General features: G+C 71.9%; 11 protein-coding genes. All 11 read right to left on the bottom strand.

Features of this window, described 5'->3' with window-relative positions; all coding sequences use genetic code 11:
* Positions 1 to 39 precede the first annotated feature (39 nt).
* On the bottom strand, positions 40 to 1,401 hold the full coding sequence (locus ACFY8O_RS08345) for a vWA domain-containing protein (RefSeq protein WP_387900059.1): 1,362 nt from the start codon (positions 1,399 to 1,401) through the stop codon (positions 40 to 42).
* A 127-nt stretch (positions 1,402 to 1,528) separates the two neighbouring features.
* Entirely contained in the window at positions 1,529 to 2,890 is a 1,362-nt protein-coding gene (locus tag ACFY8O_RS08350) for a PP2C family serine/threonine-protein phosphatase (RefSeq protein WP_387900061.1), read from the bottom strand.
* A gap of 2 nt (positions 2,891 to 2,892) precedes the next feature.
* Positions 2,893 to 5,625: a serine/threonine-protein kinase gene (locus tag ACFY8O_RS08355; protein WP_387900063.1), complete on the bottom strand. Its 2,733-nt coding sequence runs from the start codon at positions 5,623 to 5,625 to the stop codon at positions 2,893 to 2,895.
* Entirely contained in the window at positions 5,622 to 6,959 is a 1,338-nt protein-coding gene (locus ACFY8O_RS08360) for a hypothetical protein (protein WP_145801491.1), read from the bottom strand. Before ACFY8O_RS08360 ends, ACFY8O_RS08355 begins: the two co-directional genes overlap by 4 nt.
* Before the next feature lie 47 nt (positions 6,960 to 7,006).
* Positions 7,007 to 8,047: a glutamate ABC transporter substrate-binding protein gene (locus tag ACFY8O_RS08365; protein ID WP_387900066.1), complete on the bottom strand. Its 1,041-nt coding sequence runs from the start codon at positions 8,045 to 8,047 to the stop codon at positions 7,007 to 7,009.
* Positions 8,048 to 8,058: 11 nt separating this feature from the next.
* Complete coding sequence (locus tag ACFY8O_RS08370; protein WP_387900068.1) at positions 8,059 to 9,441, bottom strand: hypothetical protein; 1,383 nt, start codon at positions 9,439 to 9,441, stop codon at positions 8,059 to 8,061.
* A 226-nt stretch (positions 9,442 to 9,667) separates the two neighbouring features.
* Complete coding sequence (locus tag ACFY8O_RS08375) at positions 9,668 to 10,642, bottom strand: N-acetylglucosamine kinase (RefSeq protein WP_387900070.1); 975 nt, start codon at positions 10,640 to 10,642, stop codon at positions 9,668 to 9,670.
* Positions 10,633 to 11,898, bottom strand: coding sequence for a 6-phospho-beta-glucosidase (locus ACFY8O_RS08380; protein ID WP_145801496.1), 1,266 nt, complete (start codon positions 11,896 to 11,898; stop codon positions 10,633 to 10,635). The genes ACFY8O_RS08375 and ACFY8O_RS08380 overlap by 10 nt, the downstream gene beginning before the upstream one ends.
* Position 11,899: 1 nt before the next feature.
* Positions 11,900 to 12,799, bottom strand: coding sequence for a carbohydrate ABC transporter permease (locus ACFY8O_RS08385; protein ID WP_387900072.1), 900 nt, complete (start codon positions 12,797 to 12,799; stop codon positions 11,900 to 11,902).
* Positions 12,800 to 12,802: 3 nt separating this feature from the next.
* The gene (locus ACFY8O_RS08390; protein WP_145801498.1) at positions 12,803 to 13,744 is read right to left on the bottom strand and encodes a carbohydrate ABC transporter permease; all 942 of its coding nucleotides are present in this window, start codon (positions 13,742 to 13,744) and stop codon (positions 12,803 to 12,805) included.
* Positions 13,745 to 13,748: 4 nt separating this feature from the next.
* Positions 13,749 to 15,083 (bottom strand): ABC transporter substrate-binding protein, encoded by a 1,335-nt coding sequence (locus ACFY8O_RS08395; protein WP_387900075.1) that lies wholly within the window; start codon positions 15,081 to 15,083, stop codon positions 13,749 to 13,751.
* Positions 15,084 to 15,108 lie beyond the last annotated feature (25 nt).

Below are 15,108 nucleotides of genomic sequence, written 5' to 3' on the forward strand. Positions count from 1 at the left end.
TCGGCTCTCCGCACGGTCGTGTCGTTGTCTTTTGTCCGGCTACTTCTTTACGCGAACGGTCTTGGTCGAGCGCGTTTCGAGTGTCATCTCGTCCGCTTCGGCCACCCTCGCTTTCAGTCGCACAGTACCGGTCGCCGCGTCGACGACGTCGACCACCTTCGAAAGCAGTTTCGCAGTATCCGCGTTTCCGGAAGCCGACGCGAGCTGCACCGCCCGGCCCAGTTTCGCCGTCGCCCCGTCGAAGTCTCCCGATTTACGCGCTTCGAGCCCCTGCTGGATGACTTGTGCCAGTTCGGCCTGTCCCGTGTAGTGGGCGACCTGGGGATTGATCGAGGTGGACGCCACCATGTCGTCCGTCCAGACCGCCCGTACGAGACCCTGCGAAAGAGTCTGCGCGGGGGTCCCGTCGGAGGCGGGCGGAAGGATCAGGGACACCCGGGCCGCCAGCATCTCCTGGCCGATCCCGGCCTGCGGAACCCTGACGCACACGTGGTAGTCCCGGGACTCGTCGCCCCACGAACCCGTCGGGTAGTCCCCGGCGCGGGGCCCGGCCTCCGTGCGGCGGCCGGTGAGGTCGGCGACCGTGGGCGCCACCTGCTTGACGAACAAGATCTCGACGCCGACCGGGGTCCAGAGCCGCAGGGCCACGTCCGCGACCTCCTTGCCCATGGCGTTCTCCATCATCCGCGTGAAGTCCGCGGCGAGACCGGCGGGATCGGCGACGATGTCCGCCGTCCCGAGCAGGGCGGAGGCGATACCCGTGACCTCTTTCACCTCCCAGTCCGTGCCCACCCCTCGTGCGTCACAGGTGAACCGGCCCGCGCAGGACTCCAGGGCGGTGCGCAGGTCCTCGGGGGCCTCGTGCTCGTTGCGCCCGTCCGTGAGGACGATGCCGTGCCGGATGTCCACCTCGGCGGCCCCCAGCAGCCGGTCCGCCAGCCGCAGCCAGGTCCCGATCGCCGTGCCGCCCCCCGCGCTCAGCCGGCGCAGGGCTTCCTTCGCCTGTGCCTTGGTCTGCGCGTCGGCGGTCGCCAGCCGCCCGTTGCCCGGGTAGACGTCCTTGGCCACGTGCGTCCCCGCGACGACGGCGAACTGCGTGCCGTCGCGCAGCGTCTCGATGGCCGCCGCCGTCGCGTCGCGGGCGTTGCGCATCTTCGTCGGCGGGTAGTCCATCGAGCCCGAACAGTCGACCATGAGCACCACGGCGGCGCCCGCGGACCGCCCCGGCGCGTCCGCGACGCCGGGTGCCGTGCCGGGCAGCGGCACGCCTCCGGTCGTACCGCCGCCGGTCGAGGTGACGGTGACGATGGCGTTTACCTCGCGCCCGCCTTCGGGCAGATACGCGTTCTGATACACCTCGACGGAGAACTGCGGCACGTTGGACTTCGAGAAGTTGGCCATCTCATCGGCTCCTTGAGGCTCCACATAGGTCAGACGAAAGACAGAGGCACGTTCCGGAAGAGGAACGGGCGGGCGGACGGGGGCGCGAGGAGACGGTACGGGCAGGACGAGGGGGCCCGGGCCCGGCTCAGGCCGATCCTGCCCCTCGGGCCGCCACGGCGAACGGCAGCAGCGCCACTGTTACGTTGTCGTGGCCCCCGCCGTCGAGCGCGTGCCCGACCAGCACCCGGGCTCCGTGCAACGGCCGTTCGTACGCGTCCGCGGGGACGGCCGCGGCCATGTCGGCCGCCGCCTCGGCGTAGTTCCACAGGCCGTCGGTGCACACCACGACGAGGCCGGGCCGGTCCGGTTTGAACGACGCGGTGTGCGGCTCCAGTTCGTACGCGTCGGCGCCCAGCCAGCCGGTGATGGCGTGGGCGCGCTCGTCGGCGTAGGCCTCCGCCTCGCTCATCAGACCCGTCGCCACCATCTGCGCGGCCCAGGAGTCGTCCTCCGTGAGCCGCGCCGGCGGGCTGGAGCGGTCCTCCGGCACCCAGTAGACACGGCTGTCGCCCACCCAGCCGACGATGAGCAGGTCACTCGCCGTGATCGCGCCGACCAGGGTGCAGGCCGGGGCGTTCTGGTGGCGGTGCTGATCGTGCTCCATGGCCCGGCCCGGCTCCTGGGCCAGGGAGTTGACGGCCTCGGACGCGGCCAGGATGGCCTGGTGCATCGCCTGCTGCGGATGCGTCCCCTGCGGCAGTGACTCCAGCAGCGACTCGTTGGCGGCGCTCGCCGCCGCGGCCGACGCCTCGTCCGGGCGGCTCGCGGAGGAGACGCCGTCGCACACGATCGCGACGACGGCGGGCGACCCGTCGGGCAGAGCGGTCGAGGACACCGCGAAGGCGTCCTCGTTGCGGTGGTGGCGCAGACCCCGGTCGCTGACCGCGGCCACCGCACCGAGCTCCTGCTCCATGTGGTCGCGCTCGCGCGGCTGGGCGTGGCCGCAGTTCTCGCAGTAGCCGTCCGGGTCCACCTGGCCCGATCGGCACGCCACGCACACCTGGGCACCGGCCGCCGGGGCGGCGGCGGAGTGCTCCGCCGTACGGGGATCGGGCGCCGCGAGCTCGAAGTCGCCCGCGGTGTCGTCCGAAGCGTCCTCGGTGGAGGCCGGGCCGTCCGGCTGGTCGAAGCGGACCGCCGCCGGGGCGGCGGTGGGCAGGGGCCTGCCACCCGAGTCGACGCCCGGCAGGTCGGCGGGGCGGTGCGTGGGGGCCGGCAGATCGGAGCTGTCGGTCTCCGCGGCACGCGGCCAGTCGACCTGACCGGCGGCGGGGGCGCCGGCGCTCCGCGCGGGCACGGTGATGGCGACCGTCGGGCGGTCGCCCGGCGGCGCGGGCACGGCCGACAGGTCGTAGCCGCACGCCCCGCAGAACAGGTCGCCCGGCTCCAGCGGTTCCTCGCAGCTGGGGCATCCCGGCAAGGAGGCCTGCTGGTGGCTCTGTGACATCTTCACACCCAGGTCCGGGGGCGGAAACGGTTGGCCCGCTCCACCAGTTCGATCCTCTCGTCGCCCCGCTGCGCGAGCCGGGCGAGCATCCGGTACGAGCGTTCGAGACCGAACCTGAGGCCCCGCTCGTCCAGCTCACTGCCCAGCACGGCCCTCGGGCCCACGACCGCGGGGGAGGCCGGTCCGGACGGCTGAGCTGTGGGACTACCGGAGAGTACCCAGTCGAGCGCCGTCCCCAGTACCTCGGTGGACAACTGCTCACGCCGCACCGCGTCCAGGCCGAAGCCCTTCAGCGCCGTCACCTGGTCGGCGGCGGCCGAGAGGTCCTCGATCAGCGGCTCGTGCGGCGCCCGTCCGCGCAGCCGGGCCCGCACCGCCGCCACCCGGGCCGCGGTGTAGTGGATCGAGGACTCCGGTACGGATTCCAGCGTGCGCACCGACGCGGCCCGGTCGCCCGCGGCGATCTGCACCCGGGCCAGGCCGAACGCGGCACTGACGAAGCTCGGGTCGGTCGCCCACACCAGCCCGTAGTACTCCGCCGCGTTGTCCAGCTGGCCCAGCATCTCGGCGCAGACGCCCAGCGCCAGCTTGGGTGCGGGCTCACCGGGGAAGGCATCGTAGACCGCGTCGAACGAGAGGGCGGCGTTCTCCTTGTCGCCGGTCACCAGGGAGGTGAGCCCGCGGTACCAGACGACCCGCCAGTCGTCCGGGTGCTGCGCCTCGACCGCCGTCAGCGCCCGTACGGCGGAGTCGAGTTCACCCATCTCCAGGCGGGCCCGCAGCTCCCGCAGCCTCGTCTCGGGCGAGGGGGACGGGACCGCGTGCAGCGCCGAGATCAGCTCCGTCGGCGCCGAGGTCATCACCCCGGCGAGGAAACCGGCGTTGGGGTCGTTCGGGTCGACCCGGGGGACCGGCAGGGCCAGCGCGGTCGCCCGCGCGTCGAACACGGCGAGCCTGGGCCCGGCCGCGGGCGGGAGTACCGGCTCGGGGAGCGCCGCGCGCGGGGCCGGGACGGCCGCCCGGGGCCGCGCGTACACGGCCCCGCCGCCTCCGGTGCCGCCCCGCACATGGGTGTCGGGTGCGTACACCGGGGCCGCGCCGGCCGGTACGGGCTGCGGGGCCGCGAAGGAGGGGGCCACCACCGCCGAGGCCGCCGGAGCGGGGGAGGGGAGGGCGGCGGCGGGCGCGGCACCGCGGCGGCGGCCGAAGCCTCCCCGGCCGCCGGCCGGGGCCGTGCGCACGCCGAGCCGGGACACCTCGTCCGTCAGCTCCGCGAACAACTCCGTGTCGGTCACGCGCAGTTCCGTGCCGAACAGCGTCGAGAGCGCCGGGCGCGGGCGCCCGGTCTGAAGGGCCACCACCTCCCGCAGCACCCCGGTCAGCTGCTCCGCCATCTCCGCGGCCGACGCGAAGCGACGGGCGGGGTCGGGGTCCGTGGCCCGCACGAGCAGCCGGTAGAAGGACTCGTACCTCCGGAACACCTCGATGTTGTCCGGGTCGGGCAGCGAGTCCACGAAGACGTTCGTGTACCCCTGGAAGTCGAAGGTGAGGACCGCGAGGGTCCGCGCCACGGTGTAGAGGTCGGAGGCGACGGACGGACCGGTCTCGGCCACCTCGGGCGCCTGGTAGCCGACGGTGCCGTAGATGGCCGACTCCTGGTCGTCCATCCTGCGCACCGCGCCCATGTCGATGAGCTTGAGCTGGTCCTCGGTCTGGATCGCGTTGTCGACCTTGAAGTCGCAGTACAGCAGATTGCGGCTGTGCAGATGGCCGAGCGCCTCCAGCGCCTCGATCCCGTACGCGCACGCCTGCTCGACCGGCAGCGGATCACGCCTCCCGGCCGGGGTGCGGCGCTCGTTGGCGATCTCCTTGAGCGCCTTCCCCCCGACGTACTCCATGACGATGTAACCGTCGAGCGACCCGGTCCGCTGGTCCAGGTGCTCCACGAAGTTGTAGATGCGGACGATGTTGGAGTGCTCGATCTCCGCGAGGAAGCGCCGCTCCGAGATGGCCGCGGCCATGGCGTCCTGGTCCCCGGTGTCCAGCAGGCCCTTGAGGACCACCCACCGGTCGGAGACCGCGCGGTCCACCGCGAGATAGACCCAGCCGAGGCCGCCGTGCGCCAGGCACCCCGCCACCTCGTACTGCCCGTGCACGACGTCGCCGCCGCGCAGCTTGGGCACGAAGGAGTAGGGATGGCCGCACTTGGTGCAGAACCCCTCGGTGCGGCCGGGCCGCTCGCCGCGCGCCCGGCCCACCGGAGCACCGCAGTCGGAGCGCGAGCAGAATCGCTTCCGCTCGGGAACCTCGGGATTCTCCATCACCGCGGTGTGCGGGTCGGGCCGCGGCACGTCGGGCACGAGCACCAGGCCCGCGCCCAGCCTGCCGCGCCCCGAGGTGGTGCCGGTGGACGATCCCGAGGAACGCACCGAGACCGAACGGGAGGTGGAACCGCCCGACAGGGAACGGGAGAGCCGCCCCGAGACCGAGCGCCGGGACGGTGAGGAACGGGAGGAGGAGCGCGAGGACGCCTGCGAACCGGTGCGCCGGGAGGTGCTGCCGCTGTCCGGTCCGCCGGGCGCCCTGCCGCCGCCCGCGATGCCCGTGGGCGGCGAACTCACCATGCCGGTGGGCGACACGACCGGCGCGAGGCCGCAGGTGTCGCAGTACAGCTCACCGCCGCCCATGTCCTCGTAGGAACCCTCGCACGAGGGGCGCTGGCACCGCGTACTCATGATCTCTCCCCCTGTCCGTCGTGCTCGTCCCCGCGACGCGGTGTCAGCAGGTCGGCCGCGGCCTGCTGGTAGCGCAGCACCGCCTGCCCGGCGACCCGCAGATCGCACGGCGCGCTCCACAGCATCCGGCGGGCTGCGTCGTACCGCTCGATCAGGAGCGGGTCCTCCGCCATGCCGTGCCGGGCGACCTTCGCCTTGTACGCGTCCAGCCTGCCGCGCAGCTCCGCACGGACCGCCAGCGGCGCGGTCACGGACGTCAGCGAGTCACGGGCACGCAGCAGTTCGTCCTCGGCCTCCCGCTCCAGCGCGTCCAGCAGGGGCGAGAGCCGGTTCCACTGGGCGTGCCGCCGGTACTCCGACGCGGCGGCCAGCCGCTCCTGGAGCGCGGTCGGCGGCCCGCTGACGGCGGGCACCTCGGAGGCCGCGATCTTCGCCAGCACCTCGCCGCGGGCGGAGCGTGCCTCGGCGAGGGTGCGGTCGGCCCGGGAGAGCACGTCCCGCAGGCGCACCAGGCGCTGTTCGGCGTCCTGGCGGACCGCGAGCACCGCCTCGATCTCCCGGCGCACGTCCTCCAGCGCACGGGCCGCCCGGTCGTAGCGCGACGTGTCGGGACGCCCGCCCCCGGGGGCCGCGCTCCCGGGGCCGGGCAGCCAGAACGCCAGCGGGTCGGAGATCACCTGCGCGCGCAACGTGGTCAGCTCCTGGGTGATCGCCTCCAGGTCGTCCCCGGCCGGGTGCTCCCCGGGGCGCACCCCCACGGAGTGCGCCAGCGAGCGGGTGCGGCGCAGCTCCGCCGCGAGCAGGTCTATCCGGGCGGGCAGGGCCGACCACACGGAGTCGGCGGCGACGACCATGTCCAGCGACCGGGCGTACAGCTCGTTCATCCGGGTGACGAGCTCCTCCAGCGTGAACCGCTCGGCGAGCTTGGCCGGTCCGCCGGCCGAGGGCCCCGGGTGCACCGCTCCCGGGTTCGCGACCGTCACGCTGTCGCCGCGCAGCAGCTCGGTCAGGGCCGCCAGATCGTCCTTGCCGGGGTGACGGCGCCCGGCCCGGAGCTCACGCGCCCTGGCGAGCGTGCCGGCGTAGGCGTCGAAGTACCCCCACAGCAGCGTGATCGACTGCTCGGTCGCGGCCCAGCGCTCCTTGGTGAGGCCGGTCAGGTCGGCACCCTCCAGGAGCCGGCGGCCGGCGTGGTCCTGGAGCGCGAGCAGCGAGGTCTCGATGGCCTCGTGCTCCGCCCCGAGCCGGGCCAGCGCACGGTCCGCCTCGTCCCGGTCCATGACCGGGCCGGGGGGCCTCCCCGCGAAGCCGGGGAAGGATCCCGCCACGCCCATCGATCACCTCTCCGCTCGTGCCGCCGGACCCGTGGGCCCGGACTGGTTCAGTTGCTCCGGTACTTCGGCGCCGGGGGGCCCTTGATGCCGGGCAGCCCCTCGGCCAGCCACTGGCGGTACGACTTCATCCACGGGCTGTCCGCACCGCCCGCGCGGTACTGGACCAGCACGTGGTTGACCCGGGCCACCAGGTCGTCGGCACCGAGCTTCGCCGCGACGCCGTAGTACTCGGTGGTGAACGGCTTGTCGCCCTTCAGCTCCACCGACGGGTCCTGCGCCGCCTGGCCGGCCGCCAGCGCGTTGTCCGTGACCACGGCGTCGACCTCGCCGAGCTGCAGGCGCACCAGGCAGTCCAGCTGGTTGGGGACGGTCAGCTGGTCCTTGTCGAGCGCGGTCCCGTCGTGCTCGTCCTCGAAGACCGCGCCGAAGGATTTCTCGTTCAGCGCGTCGTACGCCGTCGAGCCCTCCGCCGTGCAGACGCGCTTGCCCTTCAGCGACGCGTCGTAGCCGTCGATGCCGGACTCCTTGGGGGCCAGCACCTGCTGGCCCGCCTGGAAGTAGGCCGTGGAGAAGGAGACCTGTTCGAGACGCTTGCAGTTGATCGTCATCGTGCGCACCACGACGTCGACCCTGTCGTTCGCCAGCGCGGCGATGCGCTGGTTGGTGGGGATGGCACGGAAGATCACCGCGTCGGGGTCTCCGAGGATGTCCTTCGCTATGGCCCGCACGAGATCGATGTCGAAGCCTTCGAGGGTGCCGGTCCCAGGATCGCGGTAGCCCCACCGGAAGCTGTTCTGGTCGACGCCCGCGATCAGCTTCCCGCGGTCCCGGATCTTCGCGATGCTCGGGCCGTCGGCGTCCGACGGCGGAAGGCTCGCCTCCGGGTCCGTGCACTCCTCGGCCAGGGCCGGCACCGCGGAGGCGGCGCCCTGGCCCGCGCCCGGACCGCCGAAGGTCCCGTCGCCGTGCGCCAGCGGCAGCAGGGTGAGCGAGGCGGTGACGGCACAGGCCACCGCCATGCCCGTCACCCCGCCCCAGCCGCGCAGCCTTCCCCCCGCGGCCCAGCCCTTCACCCTCTCCCTGGTCATCCCTCGTCCCCTCACCGGTACTCCGAGAGCCTGCGGTTGACCCCGACGATCGCGGCGACCGCACCCAGGACGGCGAGGACGGCGGCCCCGGCCGGCAACCCGCCCAGCGCCCCGCGACCGTCCTCGGCCGCCGTGTCGAACTCGTCCTGTTCATGGGCGAGTGCCTGCTGCAACGCGGCGTCGACCTGTTCGAAGCACTCGCCCGTGGAGTCCTTCGGTCCGATGATCTGCTCCAGCGCGCTCTCGTACTCGCCCCGGTCGTCCGTCGTCCGGGCCTTGCCGTGGCGGTCCTGCCACTCCGACACACCGCGGACAGCCGTCGCCACCGGATCGCTCCCCCGGGAGTCGTCGGCCAGTCCCTGCGCGCTCTTCAGCTGTGCGCCGAGGGCCTTCATGCCCGTGCTGTAGTCGGTCTCGTACTGGTCCTGCGTGCCGTCCGGGGTGAGTACGGCACCACGGGCGACCAGCGTGAGGTTCTCATTCGCGCGCGCTTTCAGCGAGTTGATCCGTGCCTTGTTCAGGACATCGAGTGACTCCTGCCCGTGCACCATCGCACCATGCAGTTCGGCCCTCGCCACTGTGTGTCCCACCGCCAGCCAGAGCAGGACCACCGTGGCCGCGGCCGTCGCCGCGAGGAGTCCGTGGTTGAAGACGCGGTTCGTCCTGCGGTAGTTGCGCCGCTGCATCCACACCAGCGCCGCCAGCGCCAGGACCCCGGCGCCCAGCGAGAGGAAGGGCCACCGGCGCGCTTCCGCCGAGTCCGTGCCGAGCCGGCCGGTCTCCACCGCGTACAGCCGCTCGGCGGCCGGGAGCAGCTCGTTCGTCATCTTCTGGTTGGCGTAACGGAGATAGGCCCCGCCGAGCGGCAGCCCCTGCCGGTTGTTGGCCCTGGCCCGCTCGACCAGCCCCGTGTACTCGGGAAGCAGCTCGCCCAGGGTGGTGATCTCCCGGTGCGAGGAGGTCGAGGCGTCGGTGCTCGCCGCGGCCCTGACCAGGAGCCGGGAGGCCTCCTTGATGTCACGCTCGTACCGCTCGTGCACGTCCGCGGGCTCCTGGGCCCCCGCCAGGAAGCCGCTCGCCGCCATCGTGTCCGCGTCGGCGAGCGAGCGGTAGATGCTCGCCGCGTCCGCGCTGAGCGGCTGACTGCGCTCCACCACGTCGTGGGCGGCCGAGGCCCGCGCGGAGATCTCCAGATAGGTGACCGCGCCGAACACCACCACCAGCAGCGCCAGTGCCGCGCCGATGAACTGCAGCCTGCCCGGCTCGGTCGTCGCGGCGGCACGGATCCGCCGGACGGCCTCGGACGGCAGGGCACGGCGCTGCGCGGGCACGGGCGCGGACGGCCGGTGCGGACCGGGCTCGTGCGGCGCGGTCCCGCTCGGCGGGTATGTCACTTGACCTCCCCCTGGGTCACTGACGGCGGCCCGGCCCCCCGGCCGGCGGGGGACTGGTGCCCGGCCAGAAGTATGGCCGCAGGGAGCGGCATTCACCAGGAATACCCGGATCCCGCGTCGGATCGATCTCCCCCCACATGAACACGATCGGGGCAACTGATCGGTTCCCACGCGGAACAGGGACGCCTCCGGCACCGGTGGCGCCCCGGTCTCCGCGGACAGTCTGTCAGGTGTAGTGCGCACGCAGCCTGCGGTGCGCCTCGGGCGCCGCGCCCGTGCGGTCCAGGCCGAGCAGCGCCGCGCCCAGGACCGGCGGCTGTGCCACCACCCGGACCACCGCCCTCGGGGCCCGCTCCGCGAGGAGCCGGGTGATCCTCCCGTCCAGCCGGGGATGCCGTGCGGCCAGCACGCTGCCGCCCAGCAGGACGGGCACCTCCTCGCCCAGCAGGCCGAGCCGGCCCAGGGCCACCGACGCCATGGCGACGACCTCGTCCGCCAGCCGGTCCACCAGGGCGCTCGCCACCGGGTCTCCGGCCGCGCTGGTCGCGAACAGCACAGGGGTCAGCTCGTGCCGGCGCCCCTCGGGGACGTGCCCCCTGTGCAGCGCCTCGATCAGTGCGTACATCGAACCGAGCCCGAAGTGCCCCGGCAGGGTGTGCACCAGCTCGGTCGGCTCCCCGCGGCCGTCCTCGGCGCGCGCCGCGAACCACAGGGCCTCCTCGGCGAGTCCCGAACCGCCGCCCCAGTCACCGGATATACGGCCGATCGCGGGGAAGCGCGCGGTCCGGCCGTCCGGGGCCATTCCCACGCAGTTGATCCCGGCGCCGCAGACGACGGCCACCCCGCGTGGCTCGTCCACCCCCGCCCTCAGGATCGCGAAGGTGTCGTTGCGCACCTCCACCGAGCCGCCCCACCCCCGGGCGCGCATGGCGTCGGCCAGCTCCGCCTCCTCCACCGGGAGATCGGCGTTGGCCAGACAGGCGGACACGTGTGCCACGTCCCCGGCGCGTTCCCCGGCGTCCGCCAGGGCCTGGCCGATCACGGAGGCGAGGACGTCCATCGCCGCCTCCACACCGACCGTCGGGGGCCGGAAGCCCCCGCCGCGCGCGGTGGCCAGGACCGTGCCGTCCCCGCCCACCAGCGCCACGTCGGTCTTGCTGTTGCCCGCGTCGACGGCGAGGACCGAAGCGTTCACGCCCACGCGAGGTGCTCCCGGTTGTGCGCGACGAGCCGGTCGGTCAGCGCCTCGGCGTACTCGAACTGGCCGACGAGCGGATGCGCGAGCAGCGCCTTGAACACCCGGTCCCGTCCCCCGCGCAGCGCGGCGTCCAGGGCGAGGTCCTCGTACGCCGTCACGTGCGCGAGCAGGCCCGCGTACATCGGGTCCGGCGAGGGGACCGCGAGGGGTGTGGCGCCGGTGCCGTCCACCCGGGCCTGCACCTCGATCACCGCGTCGTCCGGCAGGAAGGGCAGCGTGCCGGCGTTGTACGTGTTGACCACCTGCACCCCGGAGCCGCCCCCGCCGAGCAGGGCCGCCGCCAGGTCCACGGCCGCCTCCGAGTAGAAGGCACCGCCGCGCTTGCCGAGCAGCGCGGGCTTCTCGTCCAGGGCCGGGTCGCCGTACATCTCCAGGAGTTCCTTCTCCATCGCGGCGACCTCCGCCGCCCGGGACGGCTTGGTGCCGAGCTCCCGGACGACCTCGTCGTGCGCGTAGAAGTACCGCAGGTAGTACGAGGGGACGACGCCCAGGCGGTCGAGGATCTGCCGGGGCATACGCAGATCCCCGGCGATCGTCCCGCCGTGCTCCGCGAGCAGCCGGGGCAGGACGTCCTCCCCGGCCGGGCCGCCGAGGCGCACGCCGAACTCCCACGACAGGTGGTTGAGACCCACGTGGTCCAGGTGTACTTCGCCGGGCGCCACGTCGAGCAGCCGGGCGAACTTCCGCTGGAAGCCGATCGCGACGTTGCACAGCCCGACGGCCTTGTGGCCCGCCCGCAGCAGCGCCCGGGTCACGATGCCGACCGGGTTGGTGAAGTCGATGATCCAGGCGTCCGGATTGGTGCGCCGGACCCGCTCGGCGATGTCCAGGACCACCGGCACCGTGCGCAGCGCCTTGGCCAGGCCGCCTGCGCCGGTGGTCTCCTGGCCGACGCAGCCGCATTCGAGCGGCCAGGTCTCGTCCTCGTTGCGGGCGGCCTGGCCGCCGACGCGCAGCTGGAGCAGGACGGCGTCCGCGCCCTCCACCCCCGCGTCCAGATCGGCGGTGGTGACGATCCGCCCCGGGTGGCCCTGCTTGGCGAAGATCCGCCGCGCCAGCCCGCCGACGAGGTCGAGGCGGTCGGCCGCCGGGTCGATGAGCACCAGCTCCTCGACGGGCAGGGTGTCCCGCAACCGTGCGAATCCGTCGATCAGTTCGGGGGTGTAGGTGGACCCGCCACCCACTACTGCGAGCTTCATTTCAGCCCTTCACTCCGGTCAGTGTGACGCCTTCGACGAATGCCTTCTGCGCGAAGAAGAAGACGGCGATCACGGGGGCCATGACCAGAACGGTCGCGGCCATGGTCAGGTTCCAGTCGGTGTGGTGTGCGCCCTTGAAGGATTCCAGGCCGTAACTGAGGGTCCAGGCGGCCGGGTTCTCCGAGGCGTAGATCTGTGGACCGAAGTAGTCGTTCCACGCGGCGAAGAACTGGAACAGCGCGATCGCCGCGATGCCGGGCTTCGCCATCGGCAGGACGACCCGGACCAGCGTGCGGAACTCCCCGCAGCCGTCGACCTTCGCCGCGTCCAGGTATTCGTCGGGGATGGTGAGGAGGAACTGCCGCAGCAGGAAGATGGAGAACGCGTCGCCGAACGCCATCGGGATGATCAGCGGCCAGAGCGTGCCGGACAGGTCCAGCTGCTTCGCCCAGAACAGGTACATCGGGATGATCACCACCTGCGGCGGCAGCATCATCATCGAGACGACCAGCATCAGCGAGAGCCGGCGCCCCCGGAAGCGGAACTTCGCGAGCGCGTAGGCGACGGGCACGGACGAGACGACGGTCAGGACCGTGCCGAGGCCGGCGTAGAGCAGGGTGTTCCGCCACCAGGTGAGGAAGCCCGGGGTGTCCAGGACGCGCCGGTAGTTCTCCCATTCCCAGGTGTCGGGGGTGAGGTCCCGGGTCAGCGCCTGCTGGTCGCTCATCAGCGAGGTGAGCAGGACGAAGACGAAGGGCAGGACGAAGAACAGAGCGGCGGCGACGCCCAGCGCGTGCACGGCGATCCAGTGCAGCAGCGCCTTGCGGCGGGCCGTGCGTGCGGCGGGTGTCGGGGCCCCGGCGGTCCCGGTCGGCCGGGGCGGGGCGAGGAGTGAGGTCATGGCTCAGTCACCGGCCTGGATCAGGTTGTTGCGGCCTCGCATCAGCAGCGCGGTGAAGGCCATGGCCAGGGCGAACAGGACGAGGGCGACGACGCAGGCGGAGCCGTAGTCGAAGCGCTGGAATCCGAGGTTGTAGACGAGCTGGGGCAGGGTCAGTGTCGACTTGTCGGGATAGCCCGGCTCGAACTGCTGCCCTGAGCCCCCGATCACCCCGGAGGCGACCTTCCCCGCCACCAGGGGCTGCGTGTAGTACTGCATCGCCTGGATCACCCCGGTGACCACGGCGAAGAGCACGATCGGCGAGATGTTCGGCAGCGTCACGAAGCGGAACCTCTGCCAGCCGGACGCACCGTCCAGCTCGGCCGCCTCGTACTGCTCCTTGGGGACGTCCAGGAGCGCCGCCATGAAGATCACCATGAGGTCGCCGATGCCCCACACCGCGAGCATGGTGAGGGCCGGCTTCGACCAGGACGCGTCGTTGAACCAGCCCGGCGTCGGCAGTCCCAGGTCCCCGAGGACGGCGTTGACCGGCCCCGTCCCCGGATTGAGCAGGAAGACGAAGGCCAGCGTCGCGGCGACCGGAGGGGCGAGGTAGGGCAGATAGAAGAAGGTGCGGAAGAGCCCTGTGCCCGTCTTGATCTTCGTGATCAGCAGCCCGGTCCCGAGACCGAACACCACCCGGCAGGTGACCATCACGAGCACCAGCCACAGGGTGTTGCCCAGCGAGGGCCAGAACATCGGGTAGTCGCTGAAGACGTACGTCCAGTTCGTCAGCCCGTTGAAGGACGGCGCCCCGAAGCCGTCGTACTTCATGAAGGAGAAGTAGACGGTCGAGACCATCGGGTAAGCGAAGAAGACGGCGAAGCCGATCAGCCACGGCGACATGAAGGCCGTCGTCCGCAGCGCCGACCTCCGGCGCTTGGAGCGGAGCGTGTGCGTGGTCATCGGGCTACTTCGCCTTGGCCAGGTCGGTGTCGATCTGCGCCGCGGTCTCCGCCAGGCCCGCCTTCAGGTCCTTCACCGCGCCCTTCTCGTAGCGGAAGCCGAAGTCCTGGATGGTCTGCTGGTAGGCCGACCCGTTGACCGCACCGTCGGGGGTGCTGGACTTCGGGTGCTGGGCGATGTCCAGGAAGGTCTTGAAGCGCGGGTCGAACTTCAGGTCCGGGGACTTCAGGGCCGCGAAGGTGGAGGGCACGTTGCGGATGCCGTTGGCGAAGTCGACCACGGCCTGCGTGTCGCTGGTCATGAACTTCACCAGCTCCCAGGCCGCGTTCTGCTTCCTGCTCGCAGGCGCTATCCCCATGATCGTGCCGGACAGGAAGCCCTTGCCGTAGCTGTCGGCCTCGTCGTCGGCGACGGGCATGGGCGCCACGCCGATCTCGAAGGGCACATCGGCGTCCGTCGCCATCCCGAGGCGCCACTCACCGTCCAGCTGCATCGCGACCTGACCGGTGTGGAAGGGGTGCTTGGCCCCCCACTCGTCGCCGAAGGTGCCCCGGTACCTCTCCAGCTTCGCGTAGCCGCCCAGGTCCTCGACCAGCTTCTTCTGGTACGTGAACATCTCGGCGAACGCCGGGTCCTTGGCGATGTTGGACTTGCCGTCGGCGTCGAAGTAGCTGTGGTCCCACGAGGACAGGTAGTGGTCCGCCACCGTCTCGTAGCCGTGGAAGGTCGGCATGAAGCCGAGCTGCTCGTAGCCGGCGCCCTTGGTGACCGTCAGCTTCTTTGCGACGGAAGCGAGTTCGGACATCGTCTTCGGCGGGGCCGTGATCCCGGCCTCCTCGAAGGCGTCCTTGTTGTAGTACAGGCCGTAGGCGTCGGCGAGCAGCGGCAGCGCGCAGCGCTTGCCCTCGAACTGGGTGTAGTCCAGCAGCACCCTCGGGAAGGTCTTCTCCAGGTCCAGCTTCGACTTCTCGATGAACGGCCCCAGATCGGCGAAGGCTCCGGACGAGCAGAACTTGCCGACGTTGGCCGTGGTGAAGGACGACACCACGTCCGGCCCGTTCGAACCACCCGCCCGCAGCGCCTGGTTGAGCTTGTCGTCGTTGATGTTGCCGACGACCTTCACCGAGATGTTGGGGTGGGTCTTCTCGAACCGGTCGATGTTGTCCTGGACGGCCTTCACCTCGGCGGGCGCGCTCCAGCCGTGCCAGAAGTTGATCGTGGTCCTCGCGTTCGGGTCGTCCTTTGCACCGGACTCGCTCTGGCCCGTACAGGCGGTGGCGAGCACCGAGATCGCGGCGACGGCGACGGCTGCGGTGTTCATCGTGCGGCTTCTGCGCATGACAAAGCTCCAAGTGGCGGGGAAG

This window comes from Streptomyces argenteolus (assembly GCF_042902585.1).
GTDB lineage: Bacteria > Actinomycetota > Actinomycetes > Streptomycetales > Streptomycetaceae > Streptomyces > Streptomyces argenteolus.